The organism is Streptomonospora sediminis (assembly GCF_054778995.1).
This window is the reverse complement of record NZ_BAAGYZ010000082.1, coordinates 150881-171994: the sequence shown is the minus strand read 5'-3', so window position 1 is coordinate 171994 and position 21114 is coordinate 150881. Positions and strand designations below refer to the sequence as shown.

The window sequence follows — 21114 nt, the reverse complement described above, 5'->3', positions numbered from 1 at the left end:
GCTGCTGGGGCACGCGGTCGGCAGGACCCGTGCCGGCGGTGCCGCCGGGCTCGCCGGTGCCGGGCTCCGCTGCCGGGGCGCCGCCTTCGGGCGGGTGCGGGTCGGGGCCGCCGGTGACCGGCCTGCCGGTGAAGGCGGGGACCGTGCGCTCGTGGGCGTGCTCGCGGTCGAACCGCTCGATCTGCTCCGCCGGGTCGATGCCCAATTCGCGGCAGATCGTGCGGATGTGGCCGCGGGCGTAGAAGTCGCCGCCGCAGGCGCGGAAGTCGTCGGCCTCGATGGCGGAGAGCACCGGGCGGCGGATACAGGTGCGGGCGCTGAGGTCGGCAAGGGTGTAGCCGGCGCCTTCGCGGGCGGCGGCGATTGTCCGGCCGATCGTCGTCATGTCCGCCCCTTCCGAGGGTGAGGGTACGGTCGCGGTGGCCCGGATGCCCGGGCCTGCGCGTTACTCGGCTGCGCCGGGCGCGGGCCCGACTGCGCCGAAACCGCAGAGTAGGTCTCTCACCACTGTGCGTGCCCGCGCTCGGAAAGGCACTCAGACACACCCCATGAAGCGGTTAAAAGTCGGTCAACGCGCCAGGACCACCGCAGAGCGGGGGCTTGCGGACGGAACGGTCAGCTCGGGCTTTCTCCGCCGCGCACCGCGGCCAGCACGCCCGGCAGGCCGTCGGGCTGGACCAGGACGTCGCGCGCTTTGGAGCCTTCGCTGGGGCCGACAACGTCGCGGCTCTCCATCAGGTCCATCAGCCGCCCGGCCTTGGCGAAACCCACCCGCAGCTTGCGCTGGAGCATCGAGGTGGAGCCGAACTGGGTGGTGACCACCAGTTCGATGGCCTGCAGCAGCAGGTCCAGGTCCTCGCCGATGTCCTCGTCGATCTCCTTCTTCTTGGCCTCGGCGGCGCCCACGTCCTCGCGGTAGGTGGGCTCGGCCTGCTTCTTGCAGTGCTCGACGACGCCGCGGATCTCTTTCTCGGTGACCCAGGCGTTCTGCAGCCGGACGGGTTTTCCGGCGCCCATCGGCAGGAACAGCGCATCGCCCTTGCCCACGAGTTTCTCGGCGCCGGGCTGGTCCAGGATGACGCGGCTGTCGGAGAGGCTGGAGGTGGCGAACGCCAGCCGGGAGGGCACGTTGGCCTTGATCAGCCCGGTGACGACGTCGACGCTGGGCCGCTGGGTGGCCAGCACCAGGTGGATGCCTGCGGCGCGGGCGAGCTGGGTGATGCGCACGATGGCGTCCTCGACGTCGCGGGGGGCGACCATCATCAGGTCGGCGAGCTCGTCGACGATGACCACCAGGTAGGGGTAGGGCTCGTAGACGCGTTCGCTGCCGGGCGGTGCGGTGAGCTCGCCGGCGCGCACGGCCGCGTTGAAGTCGTCGATGTGGCGGAACCCGGAGGCGGCGAGGTCGTCGTAGCGGCGGTCCATCTCGCCCACGACCCACTGCAGGGCGTCGGCGGCCTTCTTCGGGCTGGTGATGATGGGCGTGATCAGGTGCGGGATGCCCTCGTACATGGTCAGCTCGACCCGTTTGGGGTCGACCAGGATCAGCCGCACCTCGTCGGGGGTGGCACGCATCATGACCGAGGTGATCAGCCCGTTGATGCAGGTGGACTTGCCGGCTCCGGTGGCGCCGGCCACCAGCACGTGCGGCATCTTGGCGAGGTTGGCCACCACGGTGGCGCCCTCGATGTCCTTGCCCAGGCCGACCAGCATCGGGTGTTCGTCGGAGGTGGCCGGGGCCGACCGCAGGATGTCGCCGAGGCTGACGACGTCCTTGTCGGCGTTGGGGATCTCGACGCCGATGGCCGACTTGCCGGGGATCGGCGACTGGATGCGCACGTCGGCGCTTTTGACGGCCAGGGAGATGTTCTTGGTCAGCGCGGTGACCTTCTCGACCTTCACGGCCGGCCCGAGCTCGATCTCGTAGCGGGTGACCGTGGGCCCGCGGGTGAACCCGGTGATCTCGGCGTCGATGTTGAACTGCTCCATCACGCCGTTGAGCGCTTCGACCACGGTGTCGTTGGCCTTGGTGCGCGGTTTGGGCGGTGTGCCGGGCTTGAGCATGGGCGGCGGCGGCAGCTCGTAGTCGCCGTCGACGACGCGCGGCGGAATCGACAGCTGTTCGGCGGCCTCGGGCGGCGGCGTGTGGTCGGGCGCCGGCGCCGGGGCGGGTGCGGGCTTGTCGGAGGCGGCCACGACCGGGGTGTCGTAGGGGCGTTCGGTGGAGCCGGCGATGCCCGCGGCGCCGTCCTCGGCCGGATCGGAGTCGGCGGCTGCGCGCGGCTTGCGTTTGCGCTTGGGCTTGTCGGGCTGTTTGGTACCGCCGGCGGGGGCGGCGAGGATGTCCATCCCGGAGTCGGCGCCGGATTCGCGTTCCATGAGCCCGCCGAAGAGGGAGCGCATGCGTTCGGGGATGCGGTGGACGGGGGTGGCGGTGACCACCAGCAGCCCGAACACCAGCACGAACCCGAGCAGCACCCCGGTGACCCAGGGGGTGATGAGCAGGCTGAGCGGCCCGGAGGCGGCGAATCCGATGAGGCCGCCGGCGCGCTGGACGTCTTCGGCGCCGTCGGCGGGCCAGGGGATGCCGTGGCCGATGTGGATGAGCCCGAGCAGACCCACCAGCAGGGCGGTGGAGCCGATGACCAGGCGGCCGACATCGGTTTCGCCGGTGCCGGGGGTGCGCATCAGCCGCCAGGCAAAAGGCAGGAACAGCAGCGGCAGCACCGGGGAGAAGGTGCCGAAGGCGCCCACGACGACGGTGCGGGTGGCTTCGGGCAGCGGGCCGTCGGTCTCCCACCACACAGCGGCGGCGATGAGCAGCCCCAGTGCCAGCAGCACCAGGCCCAGGCCGTCGCGGCGGAGGTCGGGGTCGAGGTCGCGTGCGCTGCGCCCGGCGGCGCGCGCGAGGCCGCCGACGGTGTGGGCCATCAGCCGCCACACCAGCAGCAGGCCGCGTCCCGCCCAGACGAACAGCAGGGCGATGGGGCCTTCGCCTGCGGTGGAGGTGCGTTTGGCCGCAGAGGCGCGGGACCGCTGCGCGGAGCCGGCCGCGGTGCGGCGCGCCGGGGCCTTCTTCTTGCCGGAGGTTCCGGTGCCGCCGCCCCGGGATGCTCCGCCGCCGGATCCTTGGGGGGTCTTGGGCGCACGGGTGGCCATGGTGCGCAGCTTACAACCGCACGGGGCAACGGGTCCCCCACCCGTTTCCGGCGTGTCGCGGCCCCGCGGCGGCTGAGCGGGCCGAGCAGGTCAAGCAGGCCGAGCGGTACGGGGGCGGCCGGGGCCGCCCCCGTTGCGGTCAGATCTCCACGATCACCGGGACGATCATCGGCCGGCGCCGGTAGGTCTCGTTGACCCAGCGGCCGATGCCGCGGCGCACGAGCTGGCGCAGCTGGCTGGGGTCGGTGATTCCGTCGGCGGCCGCCTTCTCCAGGGAATCCTGGAGCTTGGGGATGACCACGTCGTAGGCTTCGACGTCGATCCCGGCACCGCGGGTGTGGATCTCGGGTTCGCCGACGATCTTGCCGGACGTGGAATCGACGGCGACGATGACGGAGATGAAGCCTTCTTCGCCGAGGATGCGCCGGTCCTTGAGCGCGGACTCGGTGACATCGCCCACCGAGGCGCCGTCGACGTAGACGTAGCCGGCCTGGACCTTGCCGGTGATGCGCGCCCGTCCCTTGTGCAGGTCGACGACCAGGCCGTCCTCGGCCAGGCAGATGCGGTCCTCGGCCAGGCCCGCCAGCGCGGCCACGCGGGCGTGGGCGCGCATGTGCCGCCATTCGCCGTGCACCGGCATGAAGTTGCGCGGGCGCACCATGTTGTGCACGTAGAGCAGTTCGCCGGCAGGTGCGTGGCCCGAGACGTGCACCAGCGCGTTGCCCTTGTGCACCACCTTCGCGCCCCAGCGGGTCAGCCCGTTGATGACGCGGTTGACGGAGTTCTCGTTGCCGGGGATGAGCGAGGAGGCCAGCAGGACGGTGTCGCCCTCCTCGATGCGGATCTGGTGGTCGCGGTTGGCCATGCGGGTCAGCGCCGACATCGGCTCGCCCTGGGAGCCGGTGGAGACCAGTACGGCGTCGCTGGGGCGGAGGTCGTCGAGCTGCTTGACGTCGACCAGCAGGTCGTTGGGCACGGTCAGGTAGCCGAGGTCGCGCGCGATGTTCATATTGCGGACCATGGAGCGGCCGACGAAGGCGACCTTGCGCCCGTGGGCCTTGGCGGAGTCGAGCACCTGCTGGACGCGGTGCACGTGCGAGGCAAAGCAGGCCACGATGATGCGCTGGTCGGCGTCGTCGAAAACCTTGTCGATGACCGGCGAGATGTCGCGTTCGCTGGTGACGAAGCCGGGCACCTCGGCGTTGGTGGAGTCGGCCAGCAGCAGGTCGACGCCCTCGCTGCCGACCCGCGCGAAACCGGCCAGGTCGGTCAGCCGCCCGTCGAGCGGCAACTGGTCCATCTTGAAGTCGCCGGTGTGCAGGACGGTGCCCGCCCCGGTGCGGATGGCCACCGCCAGCGCGTCGGGGATGGAGTGGTTGACCGCGAGGAATTCGAGGTCGAACGGGCCGAACGACCGGCGTTCGTCCTCGCCGACCTGGACGGTCTCGGGTTTGATGCGGTGCTCGCCGAGCTTGGCCGACAGCAGCGCCAGGGTCAGCCGCGACCCCACGAGCGGGATGTCGGGGCGTTCGCGCAGCAGGAACGGCACAGCCCCGATGTGGTCCTCGTGACCGTGCGTGAGCACGAGGGCCTCAACGTCGTCGAGCCGGTCCCGGATGAAGTCGAAGTCGGGCAGGATCAGATCGACCCCGGGCTGCTCCTCCTCGGGGAAGAGCACACCGCAGTCGACGATCAGCAGTTTTCCTTGGTACTCGAAAACCGTCATGTTGCGGCCGATTTCGCCGAGGCCGCCCAGGGCCACGACGCGCAGCGCGTCGGAGCTCAGCGCGGGCGGCGCGCCGAGCTCCGGGTGGGGATGACTCATGCAGATCCTTCCGTCAGCCGTTCGACCCCCACCACGCTGGCCGGCACCGCCTGGTGGGGGGCCAGTCCGATTGGTCCCTTAACGCCTGCTGCGGCGAGGTCCTCGCGCAGCAGCGCCTGCAGCTCCGGCGAAGCGTCGGCCAGCGGCGTGCGTACCGGCCCGCCGGGCAGGCCGAACATGTTCAGTACCGCCTTGGTCGTGATGACGCCCTGGGTGCGGAAGATCCCGGTGTAGACCGGGGTCAGCCGCCGGTGGATGGCCAGGGCGCGGGCAACGTCGCCGGACTCGTAGGCGTCGAGCATGTCGTGCAGGTCGGCGCCGACGATGTGGCCGACGACGCTGACGAATCCGGAGGCGCCCACCGACAGCAGCGGCAGGTTGAGCATGTCGCTGCCGCAGTAGAAGGCCAGGCCGGTGCGCTCCATCACCCAGGAGCTCGCACCCAGGTCGTCCTTTGCGTCCTTGTTGGCCACGATACGCGGGTGTTCGGCGAGGCGGACCAGGGTCTCCGACGCGATCGGGGTGCCGGTGCGCTGGGGGATGTCGTAGAGCATCGCCGGCAGCTCGGTGGCGTCGACGATCGAGGTGAAGTGGCGGATCAGCCCTTCTTGCGGGGGCTTGTTGTAGTAGGGCGTGACCAGGAGCACGCCGTGGGCGCCGGCGCGTTCGGCGCTTTCGGCGAGGCGGATGCTGTGGCGGGTGTCGTTGGTACCGACACCGGCTACGACAACGGCCCGGTCGCCGACGGCTTCGAGCACGGCGCGCAGCAACCGGTCCTTCTCCTCGTCACTGGTGGTCGGCGACTCTCCAGTGGTACCGCTGATGATGAGGCCGTCATTGCGCTGCTCGTCGACCAGGTACGTGGCGAGACGGGCGGCGCCGTCGTAGTCGACGTCCCCGTTCTCCTGCATAGGTGTGACCATCGCGGTCAACATCTGGCCGAAAGGCGCGCTCGGCGAAGTGCTGCCTGACATAGGGAAAACGTACCGCGCCACCGGCCCACCTGCGCCCACACGACCCCCACCGAAGTGGATTTTCCGGGCGTCGACCCATGATCCGACCGATGTGCGTACCTCTTCGGCTGCGGGGCGGCCGAGGCTTGCGGTGCGGCGGGATCACCGGCGCAGGGCGGATCCGGGGGCCCGCGGCGGGGTCGCCGGACCGGGTGCGGTGCCGGGATACCGCCCCGGCACCGGCCCCGGAACCGGATCGTGGTGGCGGCGGCTCAATCGTCGTCGTCGCCGGGCAGCAGGACGCTCAGCAGCCAACTCACGACCGCGATGACGATCGCGCCGAAGAAGGCGGGCCAGAAGCCGTCGATGGTGAAGGGCAGGCCGAGCACGCCCGCGAGCCAGGCGGTGAGTAGGAGGAGCAGGGCGTTGACGACCAGCGCGATCAGGCCGAGGGTCACCACGTAGAAGGCGCATCCGACCGTTTTGACCAGCGGTTTGATGACCGCGTTGATCACACCGAAGATGATGCCGAGAGCCAGGTAGGTGACGATCAGTTCGCCGGTCGAGGACGAGTCGACATTGAGCCCGTCGATCAGGAAGACCGCGGCGGCGATGGCGACGGCGTTGACGAGGATTCTGATGATGATGCTCACGCCCACGATGCTGCCATGTTCGTGCCGCGGGGTGAACGCGGTGCCGGTGGTCGGCGGAAAATCCGCCCGGCGCCCGCGCCGGCGCGGGGTGGGCTTTGCCGCCGCCCCTTGCTGCTGAAACCATGCCGGACACGCCCCGGACCCGTGCGGGCGGGGGCGACGCAGCAGTCGAGGATGGATCGAGGGCGCAACGGTGTCGGCAGAGCGTTTTGTCAGGTCCGCCCGGGAGGCGGACATCGACACCGTGGTGGAGGTGCAGGTGGCCGCCTGGCGGTCGATGTACGGTCCGCTGCTACCCGAGCCGGTGCTGGCGGAGATCGGCAGCGAGGAGGCGGCTGCGCGGTTCCGCGAGCAGTGGCTCACCGCGCTGACCAGTCCCCCGACCTCGCGGCACCGGCTGCTGGTGGCCACCGACCAGCGCGCGGTGGTCGGGTTCGCAGCGCTGGGTCCGGCGGGTGATCCCGACCGGTGGCCGGCGACCGACGCCGAGATCTACGCCCTGCATGTGCACCCTGACCAGGTGCGCGGTGGCAACGGCAGCCGGTTGCTGAACGCGGCGGTGGACCACCTGCTCGACGACGGGTTCCGGACGGCGCTGCTGTGGGTACTGGAGCGCCCCAATCCGCTGCGGTCCTTTGCCGAGAAGGCGGGGTGGCGCCCCGACGGCGCGACCCGGGACCTGAACCTGGGCGCGCCGCTGCCCATGGTGCGGCTGCACGCCGACATCAGCGAGTAGGGGCGGCCGGCGCGTCCGCGGGGCGCTGCGGCCGGACCCCGCTCAGCGCCGCGGTTGTGCGGCGCTAACGTGGACTTCCGGCCCTGGGCGCACTGCCCGGGGCGGCCGGCACGAGGAGAGAGGGCCGACGGGTGGCCACGGTCAGCCAGTGGGTAGCGGGGGCGCGCCCCCGCACATTGCCGAATTCGATCGTCCCGGTGGCGGTCGGTACCGGTGTTGCGCTGGGCGCCGGTGCCGCTGTGTGGTGGAAGGCGCTGCTGGCGGCCGGTGTGGCGCTGGCGCTGCAGGTGGGCGTCAACTACGCCAACGACTACAGCGACGGCGTGCGCGGCACCGACACCGAGGAGCGGGTCGGGCCGGTCCGCCTGACGGCGGCCCGGTTGGCGGCGCCCCGGCGGGTGTTCTCGGCTGCCTGGGTGTGTTTCGCGGTCGCTGCGGTGCTGGGCCTGGTGCTGGCGGTGGCGAGTGCGTGGTGGCTGGTGCTGGTGGGTGCGGTCGCCATTGTCGCGGCCTGGTTCTACACCGGCGGCCGGCGGCCTTACGGGTACCGGGCGCTGGGCGAGGTTTCGGTGTTCGTGTTCTTCGGCCTGGTGGCCGTGGCGGGCACGGTGTTCGTGCAGATGGGGACGGTGCCCTGGCAGGGGTGGGTGGCTGCGGTCCCGGTCGGGCTGCTCTCCTGCTCGGTGCTGGTCATCAACAATCTGCGCGATATCGGCACCGACACCGAGACGGGCAAGAACACGCTGGCGGTGCGCCTGGGCGAGACGGGCACCCGCCGCCTGTACGCGGGTTGTATCGCCGCCGCCTTCGTGTGCGCGCTGGCGACCGCGCCCGCGAGCCCGTGGGTGGCGGTGCTGCTGCTTGCGGTGCTGCCGGCGGTGCCGCCGTTGCGGCGGGTGCTGGGCGGCGAGTCCGGCCGCGACCTGATCGCCGGCTTGGGCGAGACCGGTCGGCTGCAGATGGCCTTCGGTGCCCTGTTCGCCGCGGGGCTGGCCCTGGGCGCGCTGGGATGAGCGTGCGGCGGCTGCGCCGCGGCGCTGTCCAACGCATGTCACATGGGGAATCGCCCGGCGGCCCGGACTTACGCTACTCAGGAGTGATTCGGGACAATCATTGACATTTAGGGTGAGCTGGATCACACTCACTTTCAGTGTTCCACACCCTCTGACCGGGAGTTCGGTCCACTCAACGGCCGCGAGTCGGCCAGCCGGCCGCCTCGCAGCCCTCCCCGCGTCCCGTCCGGCCGCGGCAGCATAAAGGCGGAGGTCCCATGGTTTATCTGGCCGAGTTCGTCGGAACGGCGATCCTGACACTGCTCGGGTGCGGTGTCGTCGCAGGTGTCACCCTCGCCCGTTCCAAAGCCGCGGGGGGCGGCTGGATCGTCATCACCTTCGGCTGGGGTATGGCCGTGGCCATGGCCGTCTACGTCGTCGGCCAGTACAGCGGCGCCCACATCAACCCGGCCGTCACCATGGGCATGGCCTCGATCGGCGAACTGCCCTGGGCCCAGGTGCCCGGCTATATCGCCGCGCAGATCCTCGGCGGCCTCTTCGGTGCGGTGCTGGTCTACCTGTCCTACCTGAAGCACTGGGCCGAGACCCCCGACGCCGAGACCAAGCTGGGCGTGTTCAGCACCATCCCCGCGATCCGCAGCATCCCCGCCAACTTCCTCACCGAGGTCGTCGGCACGTTCATGCTGGTCTTCGGGATCCTGGGCATCAACGCCAACATGAACCCGCTGGGCGCGGCGGGCGACGGCACCCTCGCCGACCTGTTCGGAACCGGGGTCGCGCCGCTGCTCGTGGGCTTTTTGGTGCTGGCCATCGGGCTGTCGCTGGGCGGCCCCACCGGATACGCCATCAACCCCGCCCGCGACCTGGGGCCGCGCATCGCCCACACGCTGCTGCCGATCCCCGGCAAGGGCGGGTCGGACTGGTCCTACGCCTGGGTCCCGATCGTGGCGCCGATCGTCGGCGGCGTGCTCGCCGCACAGGTGTTCGTGCTGCTGGGATTCGACGTCTGAGGCCGCGCCGGCCGGCCGGCGGCCGCCGCTGCCCTGCCGCGGCGGCCACCGGCCGGCCCGTCCACCGGGTCAGTCCAGCCCGAGCAGCGGTTCCAGACCCACGGTCACCCGCTCCGGCAGGCCGGCGACCCGGCGCACACCCAGCAGCACACCCGGCATGAACGACTCGCGGTTCATGGAGTCGTGCCGGATGCGCAGGGTCTCGCCGTGGGTGCCGAACACGACCTCTTGGTGGGCGATCATGCCGGTCATGCGCAGTGCGTGCACCGGCACCCCCTCGACGTCGGCGCCGCGGGCGCCGGGAACCTCGGCGGTGGTCGCATCGGGCATCGGCGCGGCCCCGGCCTGCGCCCGCGCACCGGCGACCAGTTCGGCGGTGCGCACGGCGGTGCCGCTGGGGGCGTCGGCCTTGTTGGGGTGGTGCAGCTCGATGATCTCGGTGGACTCGAAGTAGGGCGCCGCCTTGGCCGCGAAGTTCATCATCAGCACGGCCGCGATGCCGAAGTTCGGCGCGATCAGCACGTTCGGGCCCGGATTGGCCGCCAGCAGCTCGCGCACCCGGGCGACACGGGCGTCGTCGAAACCGCTGGTGCCCACGACCGCGTGGATGCCGTGCTCGGCGAGCCAGCGGAGGTTGTCCAGCACCGCGTCCGGGTGGGTGAAGTCGACGACCACGTCGGCGCCGCGCACCCGCTCGCGGTCGGCCTCGCCGCCGACCCCGGCGACGAGCTCGGTGTCGTCGGCACCTTCGACGGCTTTGACGACTTCGGACCCCATGCGCCCGCGGGCGCCCAACACTCCTACCTTGATCACGGCCATACCGTACCGGAGTGCGCCGCCGGCCCGGATCCCGGCGCGCACGCCCGCTGCGGGGGGTGCGCGCCGGGGCGGCCGGGAGAAACCGGCCGACCGGTGCGGCGGAGTCAGGGACGGGCGAGCAGCAGCGCGAAGTCGCCGCCGGGGTCCGTCCAGTAGGCGTCCAAGGTGAACCCGGCCGAATCCAGTTCGGCTTCGATGCCTTCGCGGCGGAACTTCGCGGAGATCTCGGTGCGCATCTGCTCGCCGGCGGCGAACTCGGCGGTGAAGTCCAGCGCCGCGATGGGCACCCGCTGCCGGGTCCGCGAACGCAGCCGCATCTCGATCCACTCCGCCCCGGGGTCCCACACGGCCAGGTGGTCGAACGCGGCCGGGTCGAACTCCGCGCCGAGTTCGCGGTTGAGCACGTGCAGCACGTTGCGGTTGAACTCGGCGGTCACCCCGCGCGTGTCGTCGTAGGCGGCGACCAGGCGCTGCGGGTCCTTGACCAGGTCCAGGCCCAGCAGCAGGGTGTCGCCCCCGGTGAGCCCGCTGTGCAGGTCGGTGAGGAAGGACACCCGGCCGGCGGGCGGCTGGTTTCCCAGGGTCGAGCCGAGCACCGCGACCAGCCGGCGCCCGCCGGCGGGCAGCAGGTGCAGATGGCGTTCGAAGTCGGCGACGACTGCGTGCATCTCCAGGCCGGGGTAGGCGCCGCCGATGGCTTCGGCGGCCTCGCGCAGGAAATCGCCGCTGACGTCGACCGGCACGAACCGGCGCAGCGTGCCCGCCCCGCGCAGCGCGTCCAGCAGCAGCCGGGTCTTCTCGCCCGAACCGGCCCCCAGCTCGACGAGCGTGTCGGCGCCCGCTGCGGCGGCGATGCCGGGGGCGCGCCGGCGCAGGATCGCGCGTTCGGCGCGGGTGGGGTAGTACTCCTCCAGCCGGGTGATCTCCTCGAACAGCCCGCTGCCGCGTTCGTCGTAGAACCATTTGGGCGGCAGTTCTTTCGGGCTCGCCGCCAGCCCTGCCAGGACGTCGCTGCGCAGCGACTTGGCGAGGTCGTCGGCGGTCAGGTGGTGGTCGATGCGCATGGGCTCTCCGTTTTCAGACGGCCGCGGTGATGGGGCCGATGTACAGGCCTTCGGAGTCGGCGGTGACCAGGCTGCCGTCGGGGATCCGCTGCCAGGCGGGGTCGTCGTCGAGCGGTTCGGAGGCCAGCCACGCGCCGGAGTCGCCGTGGCGGGCGTAGAGGGTGTCGCCGTCGGCGGTGGCCGCCAGGCGGCGGCCGTCGGCGGCGAGCAGGTTGTAGCGGCCCGGTGAGCACGCGCGGGCCTCGGCCGCCACCCGGGCCAGGGCTTGGCCCAGTCCGGCGCCCGAGCGCCACTGCCGCAGCGCGGCGGCGAACAGCGGCGCGGAATCGACCGGTGTGCGGGCGTCCAGTGCGCCCTGCGGCAGGGGGGTGCCCAGGTGCTCGGCAAGGGACTCGTCGTCGGAGGCGGCGCCGTTGTGCGAGAACAGCCAGGTGTCGCCGCGGAACGGCTGGGCGCAGGACTCGTCGCTGCCGAACCCGGGGGTGGCGTCGCGTACCGCGGCGACCGCGCAGGTGGCGGTCACCGCGCGGGCGGCGTCGGCAAAGGAGGAGTCGGCCCAGATCGGCATCGCGCGGCGGTAGCGCAGCGGCGGCGCCTGCGGCTCGGACGGCGGCCGGTCGTACCAGCCGGCTCCGAAACCGTCGGCGTTGACGGTGCCGTGCCGCTGCTCGCGCGGTGCGTAGGACTGGGTGTGCAGCGAGAACGGTGCTGCGTAGAGCAGTTCGTACAGGGTGCGCGGCGGGCCGAGGTAGGCCAGGTGGCGGCACATCAGCGCATCTCCCCCGCCCCGGTCGCCCCGGTCTCCTCTGCGTCGCGGGCGCAGCGGAACCCGCTGAAGATCTGCCGGCGGACGGGGTGGTCCCAGTTGCGGAAGGTGGCGCGCATGGCGGTGGGGTGGGTGGCCCACGACCCGCCGCGCAGCACCTTGTAGTCGCCGCCGAAGAACACCTCGGAGTACTCCCGGTAGGGGAACGCCGCAAAGCCCGGGTAGGCGGTGAAGTCGGAGGATGTCCACTCCCAGACGTCGCCGAGCAGCTGCAGGGCGCCGCTGGGCGCCGCGCCCGCCGGGTACGCCCCGGCCGGTGCAGGCCGCAGCAGCCGCTGGCCCAGGTTGGCGTGTTCGGGTTCGGGCTCCTGCTCGCCCCACGGGAAGCGCAGGGAGGCGCCGGTCGCGGGGTCGTGGCGCGCCGCCTTCTCCCATTCGGCCTCGGTGGGCAGCCGCTTGCCGGCCCAGCGGGCATATGCCTCGGCCTCGAAGAAGCACACGTGCTGGACCGGTTCGCCGGGCGGCAGCGGCTCCACCCGGCCCAGGCGGCGCCGCAACCAGCCCCCGCCCGCGTCGCGGATCCAGAACGCGGGTGCGCGCTTGCCCGAGCGGGTGCGCCACTGCCAGCCGCGCCCGCTCCACCAGCGGGGGTTGTCGTAGCCGCCGTCGTCGAGGAAGGCGAGGTAGTCGGCGTTGGTCACCGCGCGCGTGTCGATCCGGTAGGGCGGCAGGTCGACGGTGTGGGCCGGGCGTTCGTTGTCGTAGGACCAGGGGTCGGCGGTGGTGCCCATGGTGAACGGCCCGCCCTCGACCAGTACTTCGGCGGGTCCGGTGAAGGGCGGCGGTGCCGGTGCCTCCGCGGTTTCGGCCAGTACCGGGCCGCCGCGGCGGAGCTGGTGGGTGGCCAGCATGGTTTCGTCGTGCTGGTGCTCGTGCTGGATGACCATGTGGTAGACGAACCCGTCCTGCAGCAGCGGCGTGCCGGCGCCGAAGTCGGCGCGGTCCAGGGAGTCCAGCACCCGGTCGCGGACCCGGGCGTTGTAGTCGCGGGCCTCGCCGGGCGACAGCAGCGGCAGGCTGACGCGGTCGGCTCGCGGGTTCTCGAACGCGTCGTAGAGCGTGTCGATGTCGGGCCGCAGCGCCTCGCCTCCGGCGGCCGTGCGCAGCAGCCACTGCTCTTCGTAGTTGCCGACGTGGGCGAGGTCCCACACCAGCGGTGACATCAGGGGCGAGTGCTGGGTGACGAGTTCGGCCTCGTCGAGCGCTTCGAGGGTCAGGCCGACGCTGCGCGCCCGGCCATGGTCGAGTTCGGCGGCGATGCGCCGGCGCAGCCGTTCGGCCGCCGGGCGGTCGCCGGTGGTGTTCTCGGACATCGGGTCTCCTTTCGCCGCTGGCGGGCGCAGCGCTGCCCCGGGCAGGCGCCGCCGGCCGCGGCCGCAATGCGGTGGAGCGGGGCGGGTGGACCGGATAAACGGGAAGCGGGTTAAGCGGCCGAGCCCTGCTCTGCTAGGCCGCCTTGTCCAGACGCTGCAGGTCGGCGGGACAGCGGCCCCGTTCAACGAACTGCTCGCGGTAGTCGTCGACGGCGCCGGCCAGTTCGGCGGCGCCCATGCGCCCCAGCGCCGCCGCGGCGGCGGCAAAGCAGGTGCGCGCGCACTCGGCCAGGGCGGGGTCGGTCAGTGCGGCCCGGGCCGCCCGCACCCACAGCGGGCGGTCGGGATCGGCGCCGCGCCCGAGGCGGTCGACGGCCTCGGTTGCGGTCCCGGCAGCTGCCGGGTCGTCGAGCAGGGCGGCGGCGACCGCGATGGGTACCGGCCACCAGCGGGCGGGCGGGGCGTCGATCATCCGGAACTCCAGCCATCCGCGCGGCCGCACCGGTGGGAACAGGGTGCTCAGGTGGTGGACGAGGTCGTCGCGGGTGGGCCGCCGGTTGGCGTAGCCGCCGGCAATCCAGTCGCCAAAGGCCATGCCGGGGTCGACCACCCCGGGCGGCGCGCCGTCGCGGATGGTCATGAGCTTGGCCCGCAGCGCGTAGCCGGTCCAGGCCGCGACGGGGTCGCCGGATGCCACCGGGCGGGTGCGGGTGGGGTCGATCGCGTCCCAGATGGCCCAGCGGGTCGACCGCCACCCGGTGTTGCGCCCCTGGTGGATGGGTGAGTTGGCGAAGGCGGCGACGAACAGCGGGCCCAGCCTGCCGGCCAGTTGCCAGCGGCGGGCGGCGTCGTCGGCGTCGGCGCCGATGTCCAGGCACACCTGCAGTGAGGCGGTGCTGCACATCATGAGCGGGCCGGTGCGGGATCCGGCGGAGTGGAAGTAGCGCTCCATCGCGGCGTAGCGCGGAAGAGTGAGCTGGCGGACCGGTGGGCGCTGCGGGTCGAGGCCGTTTCCGTCCAAGGCCAGGCCTGCGGCGTGCAGCCGGTCGCGGATCAGGGTGAGGTCGGCGGCCAGTGCCGCGTGTGCGGCTCCGGGGCCGGGGAGCGGCGGCGAGCTGAGCTCAAGCTGCCCTCCGGGTTCGAAGGTGACGGTGCTGTTGCCGGGCAGCGGCCCGGCTTCTGCTACGAGTGGGGACAGGCGGGCAAGTGGGACGGGTTCGCGCGGGCGCACCGGGTCGCGGACGAGCCACTCGGTTTCGGCGCCGACGCGGCCCGGCGGGCCGGTTTTGAAGCAGATGCCGTTGATGTAGTCCTGTACGTCGTTCTCGGTCAGGTAGGCCATGACCGCACTCCTCGTGTCGCGGACGTAGACCTATCCCTGCCCCGAAGAGGGCGGCTTGCAACATCGGCGGGCGCCTCCGGCCGGGAAGCGGGCGCGAACTTCAGCCGACGCGCGGCCGAACGGGGGGCGGGCGCGCCGCCGCGGCCCGGGGGCTCGGGCGCGGCGGCGCCACCGCTGTTTGTTCAGCGCAGGGGTGCCTGGTAGCTCTCCGAGGCCAGGGCAAGTCCCGACCGCCACAGAAACGCCCGTTTGGGCGAGTCGTGGCCGCCGGCGCCGATGACCATCCGCACCGCGCCCAGCGCGCTCAGCCGGGGGCGGGCCTCCTCCAGCAGTGCGGCGCCGGAACCCCACCAGTCGCCGGGCTCGCTCACCCAGAAGTCGTCGATGTAGGCGAGCCGGCCGCCGGGGGCGTGGACGTCGTCGGCCGGGCCCACCGCCGCCAGCAGGTATCCGCTCAGGTGCGGTCCGCGGGTGGCGACCAGGGCCAGTGCGCCCTGGTCGGCGATGGTCCTGCTGACGCGGGCGCGGTGGCGTTCGCGCGCGTCGGGCGCCGGGTCCCGGAACCCGGGGGCGTGTTCGCGGTATTCGCGGCGCCGCTGCGCCGCGAGCTCGACGATCGCCTCGATGTGGCCGGGTTCGGCCGCCCGGACATCGGGCCGCTGGTGCGTTTCCATCGCCCTCCCCGCGTCGTGGTGCCTGGGGTCCTGCGCTGCGGGGTCTCGGCCGTGCCGGCGGCCCCGCGTGCGACGAAGCGCCGCTTGCCGCGCGGCTTCTAGCTTTCCCCGCGAATGTGGGTTATACGACACATCGCCGTATCACGCTCATATCGGTTGGCCGCATCGGTATCGGCGGTGCCGGCGCCGCGCAGCGCGCGACACCTGCGGTGTGCGGGTGGTACGACGGTGCACGGGCCCGCTCCGGGCTCTCCCGGGCCGCACAAGGGGGACTTGCGATGACAAGGGCAGCCGAACGCCCGACCTACCCGCCCGAGCTGCGCACACTGCTGGACGGGCGCTGGGGCCGTATCCGCGAGCTGGCGCGCGGGTACCTGCGCGGCGAGCGGTTCGCCCCGGTCGCCGGGCTGGGCGCCGAGGAGCACCGCGAGCGCGTGCTGGGCCAGCTCAAGGCGATCGCCGACACCGAGATCCCCACTTACGGGTTCTCCGGCGACCACGGCGGCACCGACGACGTGGGCGGTTCGGTGGTGGCCTTCGAGATGCTGGTGTGCGACCTGTCGCTGATGGTCAAGGTCGGTGTGCAGTGGGGGCTGTTCGGCGGCGCGATCCAGGCGCTGGGCACCGAGCGCCACCACGCCGCCTACCTGCCCCGGGTGATGTCGGCGGAGCTGCCCGGCTGCTTTGCGATGACCGAGACCGGGCACGGCTCCGATGTGCAGCGGTTGCGCACCACCGCCGAGTACGATCCCGCCACCGGCGAGTTCGTCGTCAACACGCCCGACGATGCCGCCCGCAAGGACTACATCGGCAACGCGGCTCGCGACGGCCGGCTGGCCGTCGTCTTCGCCCAGCTCATCACCGGGGGCACCGGCCACGGCGTGCATGCGCTGCTGGTGCCCGTCCGCGACACCGACGGCAGCCCCATGCCCGGGGTGCGCATCGGCGACTGCGGACCCAAGGCCGGGCTGAACGGGGTGGACAACGGGCGGCTGTGGTTCGACCGGGTACGGGTGCCCCGAGAGGCGCTGCTGAACCGCTATGCCGATGTAGCCGCCGATGGCACCTACTCCAGCCCGATCGAAAGCGACAACCGCCGGTTCTTCACCATGTTGGGCACCCTGGTGCGCGGCCGTATCAGCGTCGCCGGCGGCGCGGGCAGCGCCACCAAGGCCGCGCTGGCGATCGCCGTCAAGTACGCGCAGGTCCGCCGGCAGTTCGACCGCCCCGGCACCGGCGAGGAGGTCGCGCTGCTGGACTACCGCAGCCACCAGCGCCGGCTGCTGCCTGCGCTGGCGCGTACCTACGCGCTGCACTTCGCCCAGGAGGAGCTGGTCTCGGCCCTGCACGAGCGCCACAGCGGCGAGCCGGCCCGCGACGAGCGCGGGCAGCGGGAGCTGGAGGCGCGCGCCGCCGGGCTCAAGGCCCTGGCGACCTGGCACGCCACCGCCACCATCCAGACCTGCCGCGAGGCCTGCGGCGGGGCGGGCTACCTGGAGGAGAACCGGCTCCCCCAGCTCAAGGCCGATACGGACGTATTCACCACGTTCGAGGGTGACAACTCGGTGCTGCTGCAGCTGGTGGCCAAGGGCTTGCTCACCGACTACCGCCAGGAGTTCGGCGACCTGGATCCGCTGGGCATGGCGCGTTTCGCCGCCGGGCAGTTCTTCGGCGCGGTCATCGAGCGCACCGCGGCGCGCTCGGTGATCGAACGCCTGGTCAGCGCCGCACCGGGCCGCGGCGACACCTCCGACCTGCTGGACCGCGGTTGGCAGCTGGGCCTGCTGGAGGACCGCGAGAAACACATCCTGGACGGGCTGGCGCGCCGGCTGCGCCGGGCCGGGGCGGCCGGCACCGACGCCTTCGAGGTGTTCAACGACGCCCAGGACCACGTGCTGGCCGCCGGGCGGGCGCACATGGAGCGGGTGGTCCTGGAGGCGTTCGTCGCCGCGATCGACCGGTGCGCCGACAGCGGGACCCGGGCGCTGCTGAACCGGGTGTGCGACCTGTTCGTGCTCTCGGCGGTCGAGCAGGACCGCGCCTGGTTCCTGGAGCACGAGCGGATCACCGCCACCCGCGCCAAGACCGTCACCCAGCAGGTCAACCGGTTGTGCGCCCAGCTGCGCCCGCACGCCGAAGCGCTCGTGGACGCCTTCGGGCTCCCCGACGAGTGGCTGGCGGCGCCCATCGCGCTGGGCGCCGAACAGCAGCGCCAACGCGAACAGCGCGCCGCCGACCGGTGACCGGATGGCCGGTGACCGGACCCGCCGGGGCGGCGCCTACAGGGTCCGTTCCGGCTGCGGGACCGCCGACCAGGTCCAGTTGCGGATGTCGGGGGCGTCCTCGCCGAACTCGCGGGTGTGCGACCGGCAGCGCAGCCGCTCGTTCTCCATGCGCTGGCGCAGGTGCGCGGCGCTGACACCCAGCCCCGGCAGGTGGTCGATGACGTCCATCACCAGGTGGAAGCGGTCCAGGTCGTTGAGCATCACCATGTCGAACGGTGTGGTGGTGGTGCCTTCCTCCTTGAAGCCGCGCACATGCAGGTTGGGGTGGCCGTTGCGCCGGTAGGTGAGCCGGTGGATCAGCCACGGGTAGCCGTGGAAGGCGAAGATGACGGGTTTGTCGGTGGTGAAGATCGCGTCGAAGGCTTTCTGGGTGAGCCCGTGCGGATGCTCCCCGGCGGGCTGCAGCCGCATCAGGTCCACCACGTTGACCACGCGCACCCGCAGGTCGGGCAGGTGTTCGCGCAGCAGCTGGGCGGCCGCCAGGGTCTCCAGTGTGGGGATGTCGCCGGCGCAGGCCAGCACCGCGTCGGGCTCGACTCCGGCGTCGGTACTTGCCCACTCCCAGATGCCCAGCCCGCGGGTGCAGTGCGCGATGGCCTCGTCCATGGGCAGGTAGTTCAGCGAGGGCTGCTTGCCCGCGATGATGACGTTGACCGTGTCGCGCATACGCAGGCAGTGGTCGGCCGTCGACAGCAGGGTGTTGGTGTCCGGCGGCAGGTAGACCCGGATGATCTCGGGTTTCTTGTTGACCACGTGGTCGATGAATCCGGGGTCCTGGTGGCTGAACCCGTTGTGGTCCTGGCGCCACACGTGTGAGCTGAGCAGGTAGTTCAGCGAGGCGATGGGCCGGCGCCAGGCCAGCCCGCGGCTGACCTTGAGCCACTTGGCGTGCTGGTTGAACATGGAGTCGATGATGTGGATGAACGCCTCGTAGCTGTTGAACAGGCCGTGCCTGCCGGTGAGCAGGTAGCCCTCCAGCCAGCCTTGGCACAGGTGCTCGCTGAGCGCTTCCATGACGCGGCCGTCGGGCGCCAGGTCGCGGTCGGTGGGCAGCGATGCCATGTCCCAGGCGCGGCCGGTCTCCTCGAAGACGGCGCCCAGCCGGTTGGATGCGGTCTCGTCGGGCCCCACGATGCGGAAGTTGTGCGGGTTGGCCCGCATGATGTCGCGCAGGAACGGGCCGAGCACGCGGGTGGCCTCGGAAGACTCCACCGCCGGCGCCGGGACCTCGACCGCGTGGTCGCGGAAGTCGGGCATCGCCAGGTCCTTCAGCAGCAGCCCTCCGTTGGCGTGCGGGCTGTTGCCGATGCGCGCCTGCCCCCGGGGAACGATCGCGGTGGCCTCGGCGACGGGGGCCCCGCCGCTGTCGAACAGTTCGCCGGGCCGGTAGGAGCGCAGCCATTCCTCCAGCCGGCGCAGATGGCCGGGATCGGAGCGCACGGCGGCCAGCGGCACCTGGTGCGAGCGCCAGGTGTTCTCGACCGGTTCGCCGTCGACCTCGGCCGGGCCGGTCCAGCCCTTGGGGGTGCGCAGCACGATCATCGGCCAGTGCACGGCCGGGCGGACCGCACCGCGGCGGGCGGCGTCCTTGATCTCGGCGATCTCGCCGAGCACGCGGTCCAGGGTGGCGGCCATGCGCTGGTGCATTTCGGCGGGATCGTCGCCGGCGACGATGTGCGGGCGGTAGCCGAACCCTTCCAGCATCGAGACCAGGTCGCCCTCTGGTATGCGGGCCAGTACGGTCGGCCCGGCGATCTTGTAGCCGTTCAGGTGCAGGATGGGCAGCACCGTGCCGTCGCGGCGCGGGTCGGTGAAGACGTGGGCCGTCCAGCTTCCGGCGAGCGGGCCGGTCTCGGCCTCGCCGTCGCCCACGACCGCCGCCACCACCAGGTCGGGGTTGTCGAAGGCCGCGCCATAGGCATGGGACAGCGCATAGCCCAGTTCGCCGCCCTCGTGGATGGAACCCGGGGTCTCCGGGGCGACGTGGCTGGGCACTCCGCCGGGGAACGAGAACTGCCGGAACAGTTTGCGCATGCCGGCGGCGTCCTGGGTGACCTCCGGGTAGATGTCGGTGTAGGTGCCGTCGAGCCAGGAGGTGGCCACCGCCGCCGGGCCGCCGTGCCCCGGCCCCACGATCCACATCATCTCGGTGCCGCGCCGCTGCACCTGGCGCGACAGGTGCGCGTAGACGAAGTTCAACCCCGGGGTGGTCCCCCAGTGGCCCAGCAGCCGGGGTTTGACGTGCTCGGCCTGCAGCGGTTCGCGCAGCAGCGGATTGTCCAGCAGGTAGATCTGGCCGACCGAAAGGTAGTTGGCCGCGCGGAAGTAAAGGTCGGTCCGGCGCAGTTCGGTGTCACCGAGCGTGCGCACTGCGGCGACCTCGGCCCGTTGCTTGGTGTCCGTCATGGTCGTCCCCCTGGTGCCGCTGTCCGCCGATCGGCGGAATCGGATGTCGCGCGGTACGGCTCGCCGCCCCGACCGCGCCGCCTGCCAGCTACCCCAACCGCACGCGGCTAATGGGTGGGCGATGGGCCCGGCAGTGCCATCTCCGGCACGTGGACGGCGGCCCGGCTCAACGGCGTGCCGGGCCGCTGCGGGCCGAAGCCGCCGGTAGGTTGGCCGCAATGAACACCTCATCGAGCAGTGACGACCGGTCCGGCAACGGACCGGAACCCGACGGCCACGCCCCGGAACCGGAGCGCGAACAGCCGCCCGAGACCGCACCGGGCCTGCGCGAACCGGCCGCAGAGGGCGCCGGCGAGCAGACCCGCGATGACGATGGGGATCCCTACGACCCCTTCATCGCCGCGGAGCCCGAGGACGAGGAGCCCCTCGACGCCGAGGCGGCCGGCGGCGCCACACCGGCGGTCGCGCCCGGCGGGGGCGGCCTGCTGGGCGCCGAGACCTTCGCCGTCGCGGCGATGCTGGCGGTCGGGGGTGCGCTGGTCGGGCCGCGGCTGGTGCAGATGCTCTCCAGCGTGACCGCCCAGGACCAGGTTTCGGCCATCTCGCGGACCATCATCGGCGACGGTGTGGTGGCACTGGTGGCTGTCGTGCTGGGCTTGGTCAGCGGCGGCATGGCCAATGTGCACACCCGCCCCTGGGCGCGCTGGGCGGCGGGGGCCGCCGTGCTCATCGGTGTGCTGTTCGCGCTGATCTCGATCGTGGCCTGGGTGCTCGTCCCGGCTCCGGCTCCGGCGCCCACAGGCCCGCCGATGTAGCCTCGCCGGCCCGTTCCGCTGGACCGGCCCGGTCCGATACCTCCCCGCGGCCGCACCGCCCCCTCGGTTGCTGCGGCCGCGGCGGCCCGCCCTGCCCGCTGCGCCGCCCACTGGGCCGCAGTCCCGCCTTGCGCAGGAACAACAGGGACCGCTCCGTCATCGGCCAATGACACACCGTTGACATCACTGTTACGTTCCCGTACTTTACCAAGCACTGGAAA

17 protein-coding genes are annotated in these 21114 nt (G+C 72.2%); 5 read left to right on the top strand and 12 right to left on the bottom strand.

The genetic code is table 11. The annotated features are described in order from the left end of the window. The 5 genes from ACYVD5_RS17425 to ACYVD5_RS17405 form a co-directional block, all read right to left on the bottom strand. The coding region (locus tag ACYVD5_RS17425) for a helix-turn-helix domain-containing protein (protein ID WP_461002116.1) at window positions 1–385 on the bottom strand (385 nt) is incomplete at its 3' end. A 230-nt stretch (window positions 386–615) separates the two neighbouring features. Then, a complete protein-coding gene (locus ACYVD5_RS17420; protein ID WP_461002115.1) occupies window positions 616–3159 on the bottom strand; it encodes an FtsK/SpoIIIE family DNA translocase in 2544 nt (847 codons plus the stop codon). Window positions 3160–3298: 139 nt separating this feature from the next. Beyond that, complete coding sequence (locus tag ACYVD5_RS17415) at window positions 3299–4984, bottom strand: ribonuclease J (RefSeq protein WP_461002114.1); 1686 nt, start codon at window positions 4982–4984, stop codon at window positions 3299–3301. Next, on the bottom strand, window positions 4981–5958 hold the full coding sequence (dapA, locus tag ACYVD5_RS17410) for a 4-hydroxy-tetrahydrodipicolinate synthase (protein WP_461002113.1): 978 nt from the start codon (window positions 5956–5958) through the stop codon (window positions 4981–4983). Before dapA ends, ACYVD5_RS17415 begins: the two co-directional genes overlap by 4 nt. A 251-nt stretch (window positions 5959–6209) precedes the next feature. Then, window positions 6210–6590 (bottom strand): phage holin family protein, encoded by a 381-nt coding sequence (locus ACYVD5_RS17405; RefSeq protein WP_461002112.1) that lies wholly within the window; start codon window positions 6588–6590, stop codon window positions 6210–6212. Between the two features lie 193 nt (window positions 6591–6783). Here ACYVD5_RS17405 and ACYVD5_RS17400 point away from each other — a divergent pair, with 193 nt between their 5' ends. The 3 genes from ACYVD5_RS17400 (at window position 6784) to ACYVD5_RS17390 (ending at window position 9349) form a co-directional block, all read left to right on the top strand. Next, window positions 6784–7326, top strand: a complete 543-nt coding sequence (locus ACYVD5_RS17400; protein WP_461002111.1) for a GNAT family N-acetyltransferase — start codon at window positions 6784–6786, stop codon at window positions 7324–7326. A 131-nt stretch (window positions 7327–7457) separates the two neighbouring features. After that, complete coding sequence (locus ACYVD5_RS17395) at window positions 7458–8339, top strand: 1,4-dihydroxy-2-naphthoate polyprenyltransferase (RefSeq protein WP_461002110.1); 882 nt, start codon at window positions 7458–7460, stop codon at window positions 8337–8339. 257 nt (window positions 8340–8596) lie between these two features. Then, window positions 8597–9349 carry an MIP/aquaporin family protein gene (locus tag ACYVD5_RS17390; protein WP_461002109.1) on the top strand — a complete coding sequence of 251 codons (753 nt, stop codon included), beginning with the start codon at window positions 8597–8599 and terminating at the stop codon, window positions 9347–9349. Between the two features lie 69 nt (window positions 9350–9418). Here ACYVD5_RS17390 and dapB read toward each other — a convergent pair whose 3' ends face one another. From dapB to ACYVD5_RS17360, 6 genes are all read right to left on the bottom strand, one after another. Next, window positions 9419–10168, bottom strand: a complete 750-nt coding sequence (gene dapB / locus ACYVD5_RS17385; RefSeq protein WP_461002108.1) for a 4-hydroxy-tetrahydrodipicolinate reductase — start codon at window positions 10166–10168, stop codon at window positions 9419–9421. A 104-nt stretch (window positions 10169–10272) separates the two neighbouring features. Further along, window positions 10273–11232: an L-histidine N(alpha)-methyltransferase gene (egtD, locus tag ACYVD5_RS17380; RefSeq protein ID WP_461002107.1), complete on the bottom strand. Its 960-nt coding sequence runs from the start codon at window positions 11230–11232 to the stop codon at window positions 10273–10275. Between the two features lie 13 nt (window positions 11233–11245). Further along, window positions 11246–12001, bottom strand: coding sequence for an ergothioneine biosynthesis protein EgtC (egtC, locus tag ACYVD5_RS17375; RefSeq protein ID WP_461002106.1), 756 nt, complete (start codon window positions 11999–12001; stop codon window positions 11246–11248). Then, the gene (gene egtB / locus ACYVD5_RS17370) at window positions 12001–13371 is read right to left on the bottom strand and encodes an ergothioneine biosynthesis protein EgtB (RefSeq protein WP_461002105.1); all 1371 of its coding nucleotides are present in this window, start codon (window positions 13369–13371) and stop codon (window positions 12001–12003) included. The genes egtC and egtB overlap by 1 nt, the downstream gene beginning before the upstream one ends. Before the next feature lie 133 nt (window positions 13372–13504). Continuing rightward, on the bottom strand, window positions 13505–14713 hold the full coding sequence (gene egtA, locus ACYVD5_RS17365; protein WP_461002104.1) for an ergothioneine biosynthesis glutamate--cysteine ligase EgtA: 1209 nt from the start codon (window positions 14711–14713) through the stop codon (window positions 13505–13507). A 182-nt stretch (window positions 14714–14895) separates the two neighbouring features. After that, window positions 14896–15387: a GNAT family N-acetyltransferase gene (locus tag ACYVD5_RS17360; RefSeq protein WP_461002103.1), complete on the bottom strand. Its 492-nt coding sequence runs from the start codon at window positions 15385–15387 to the stop codon at window positions 14896–14898. 278 nt (window positions 15388–15665) lie between these two features. On the opposite strand from ACYVD5_RS17360, the gene ACYVD5_RS17355 reads away from it, so the two are divergent. Beyond that, window positions 15666–17630 (top strand): acyl-CoA dehydrogenase family protein, encoded by a 1965-nt coding sequence (locus ACYVD5_RS17355; protein WP_461002102.1) that lies wholly within the window; start codon window positions 15666–15668, stop codon window positions 17628–17630. A 36-nt stretch (window positions 17631–17666) separates the two neighbouring features. Here ACYVD5_RS17355 and ACYVD5_RS17350 read toward each other — a convergent pair whose 3' ends face one another. Further along, a complete protein-coding gene (locus ACYVD5_RS17350) occupies window positions 17667–20078 on the bottom strand; it encodes a phosphoketolase family protein (protein ID WP_461002101.1) in 2412 nt (803 codons plus the stop codon). 218 nt (window positions 20079–20296) lie between these two features. Between ACYVD5_RS17350 and ACYVD5_RS17345 the strand changes: the two genes are divergently transcribed. Further along, entirely contained in the window at window positions 20297–20893 is a 597-nt protein-coding gene (locus tag ACYVD5_RS17345) for a hypothetical protein (RefSeq protein WP_461002100.1), read from the top strand. Window positions 20894–21114 lie beyond the last annotated feature (221 nt).

Bases quoted from the DNA above. Each gene is read 5' to 3' on its own strand.
- ACYVD5_RS17360 (WP_461002103.1), bottom strand. From the start codon at position 15,387: ATGGAAACGCACCAGCGGCCCGATGTCCGGGCGGCCGAACCCGGCCAC.
- ACYVD5_RS17420 (WP_461002115.1), bottom strand. From the start codon at position 3,159: ATGGCCACCCGTGCGCCCAAGACCCCCCAAGGATCCGGCGGCGGAGCA.
- ACYVD5_RS17415 (WP_461002114.1), bottom strand. From the start codon at position 4,984: ATGAGTCATCCCCACCCGGAGCTCGGCGCGCCGCCCGCGCTGAGCTCC.
- dapA (WP_461002113.1), bottom strand. From the start codon at position 5,958: ATGTCAGGCAGCACTTCGCCGAGCGCGCCTTTCGGCCAGATGTTGACC.
- egtA (WP_461002104.1), bottom strand. From the start codon at position 14,713: ATGGCCTACCTGACCGAGAACGACGTACAGGACTACATCAACGGCATC.
- egtB (WP_461002105.1), bottom strand. From the start codon at position 13,371: ATGTCCGAGAACACCACCGGCGACCGCCCGGCGGCCGAACGGCTGCGC.
- egtD (WP_461002107.1), bottom strand. From the start codon at position 11,232: ATGCGCATCGACCACCACCTGACCGCCGACGACCTCGCCAAGTCGCTG.
- egtC (WP_461002106.1), bottom strand. From the start codon at position 12,001: ATGTGCCGCCACCTGGCCTACCTCGGCCCGCCGCGCACCCTGTACGAA.
- dapB (WP_461002108.1), bottom strand. From the start codon at position 10,168: ATGGCCGTGATCAAGGTAGGAGTGTTGGGCGCCCGCGGGCGCATGGGG.
- ACYVD5_RS17350 (WP_461002101.1), bottom strand. From the start codon at position 20,078: ATGACGGACACCAAGCAACGGGCCGAGGTCGCCGCAGTGCGCACGCTC.
- ACYVD5_RS17390 (WP_461002109.1), top strand. From the start codon at position 8,597: ATGGTTTATCTGGCCGAGTTCGTCGGAACGGCGATCCTGACACTGCTC.
- ACYVD5_RS17345 (WP_461002100.1), top strand. From the start codon at position 20,297: ATGAACACCTCATCGAGCAGTGACGACCGGTCCGGCAACGGACCGGAA.
- ACYVD5_RS17355 (WP_461002102.1), top strand. From the start codon at position 15,666: ATGACAAGGGCAGCCGAACGCCCGACCTACCCGCCCGAGCTGCGCACA.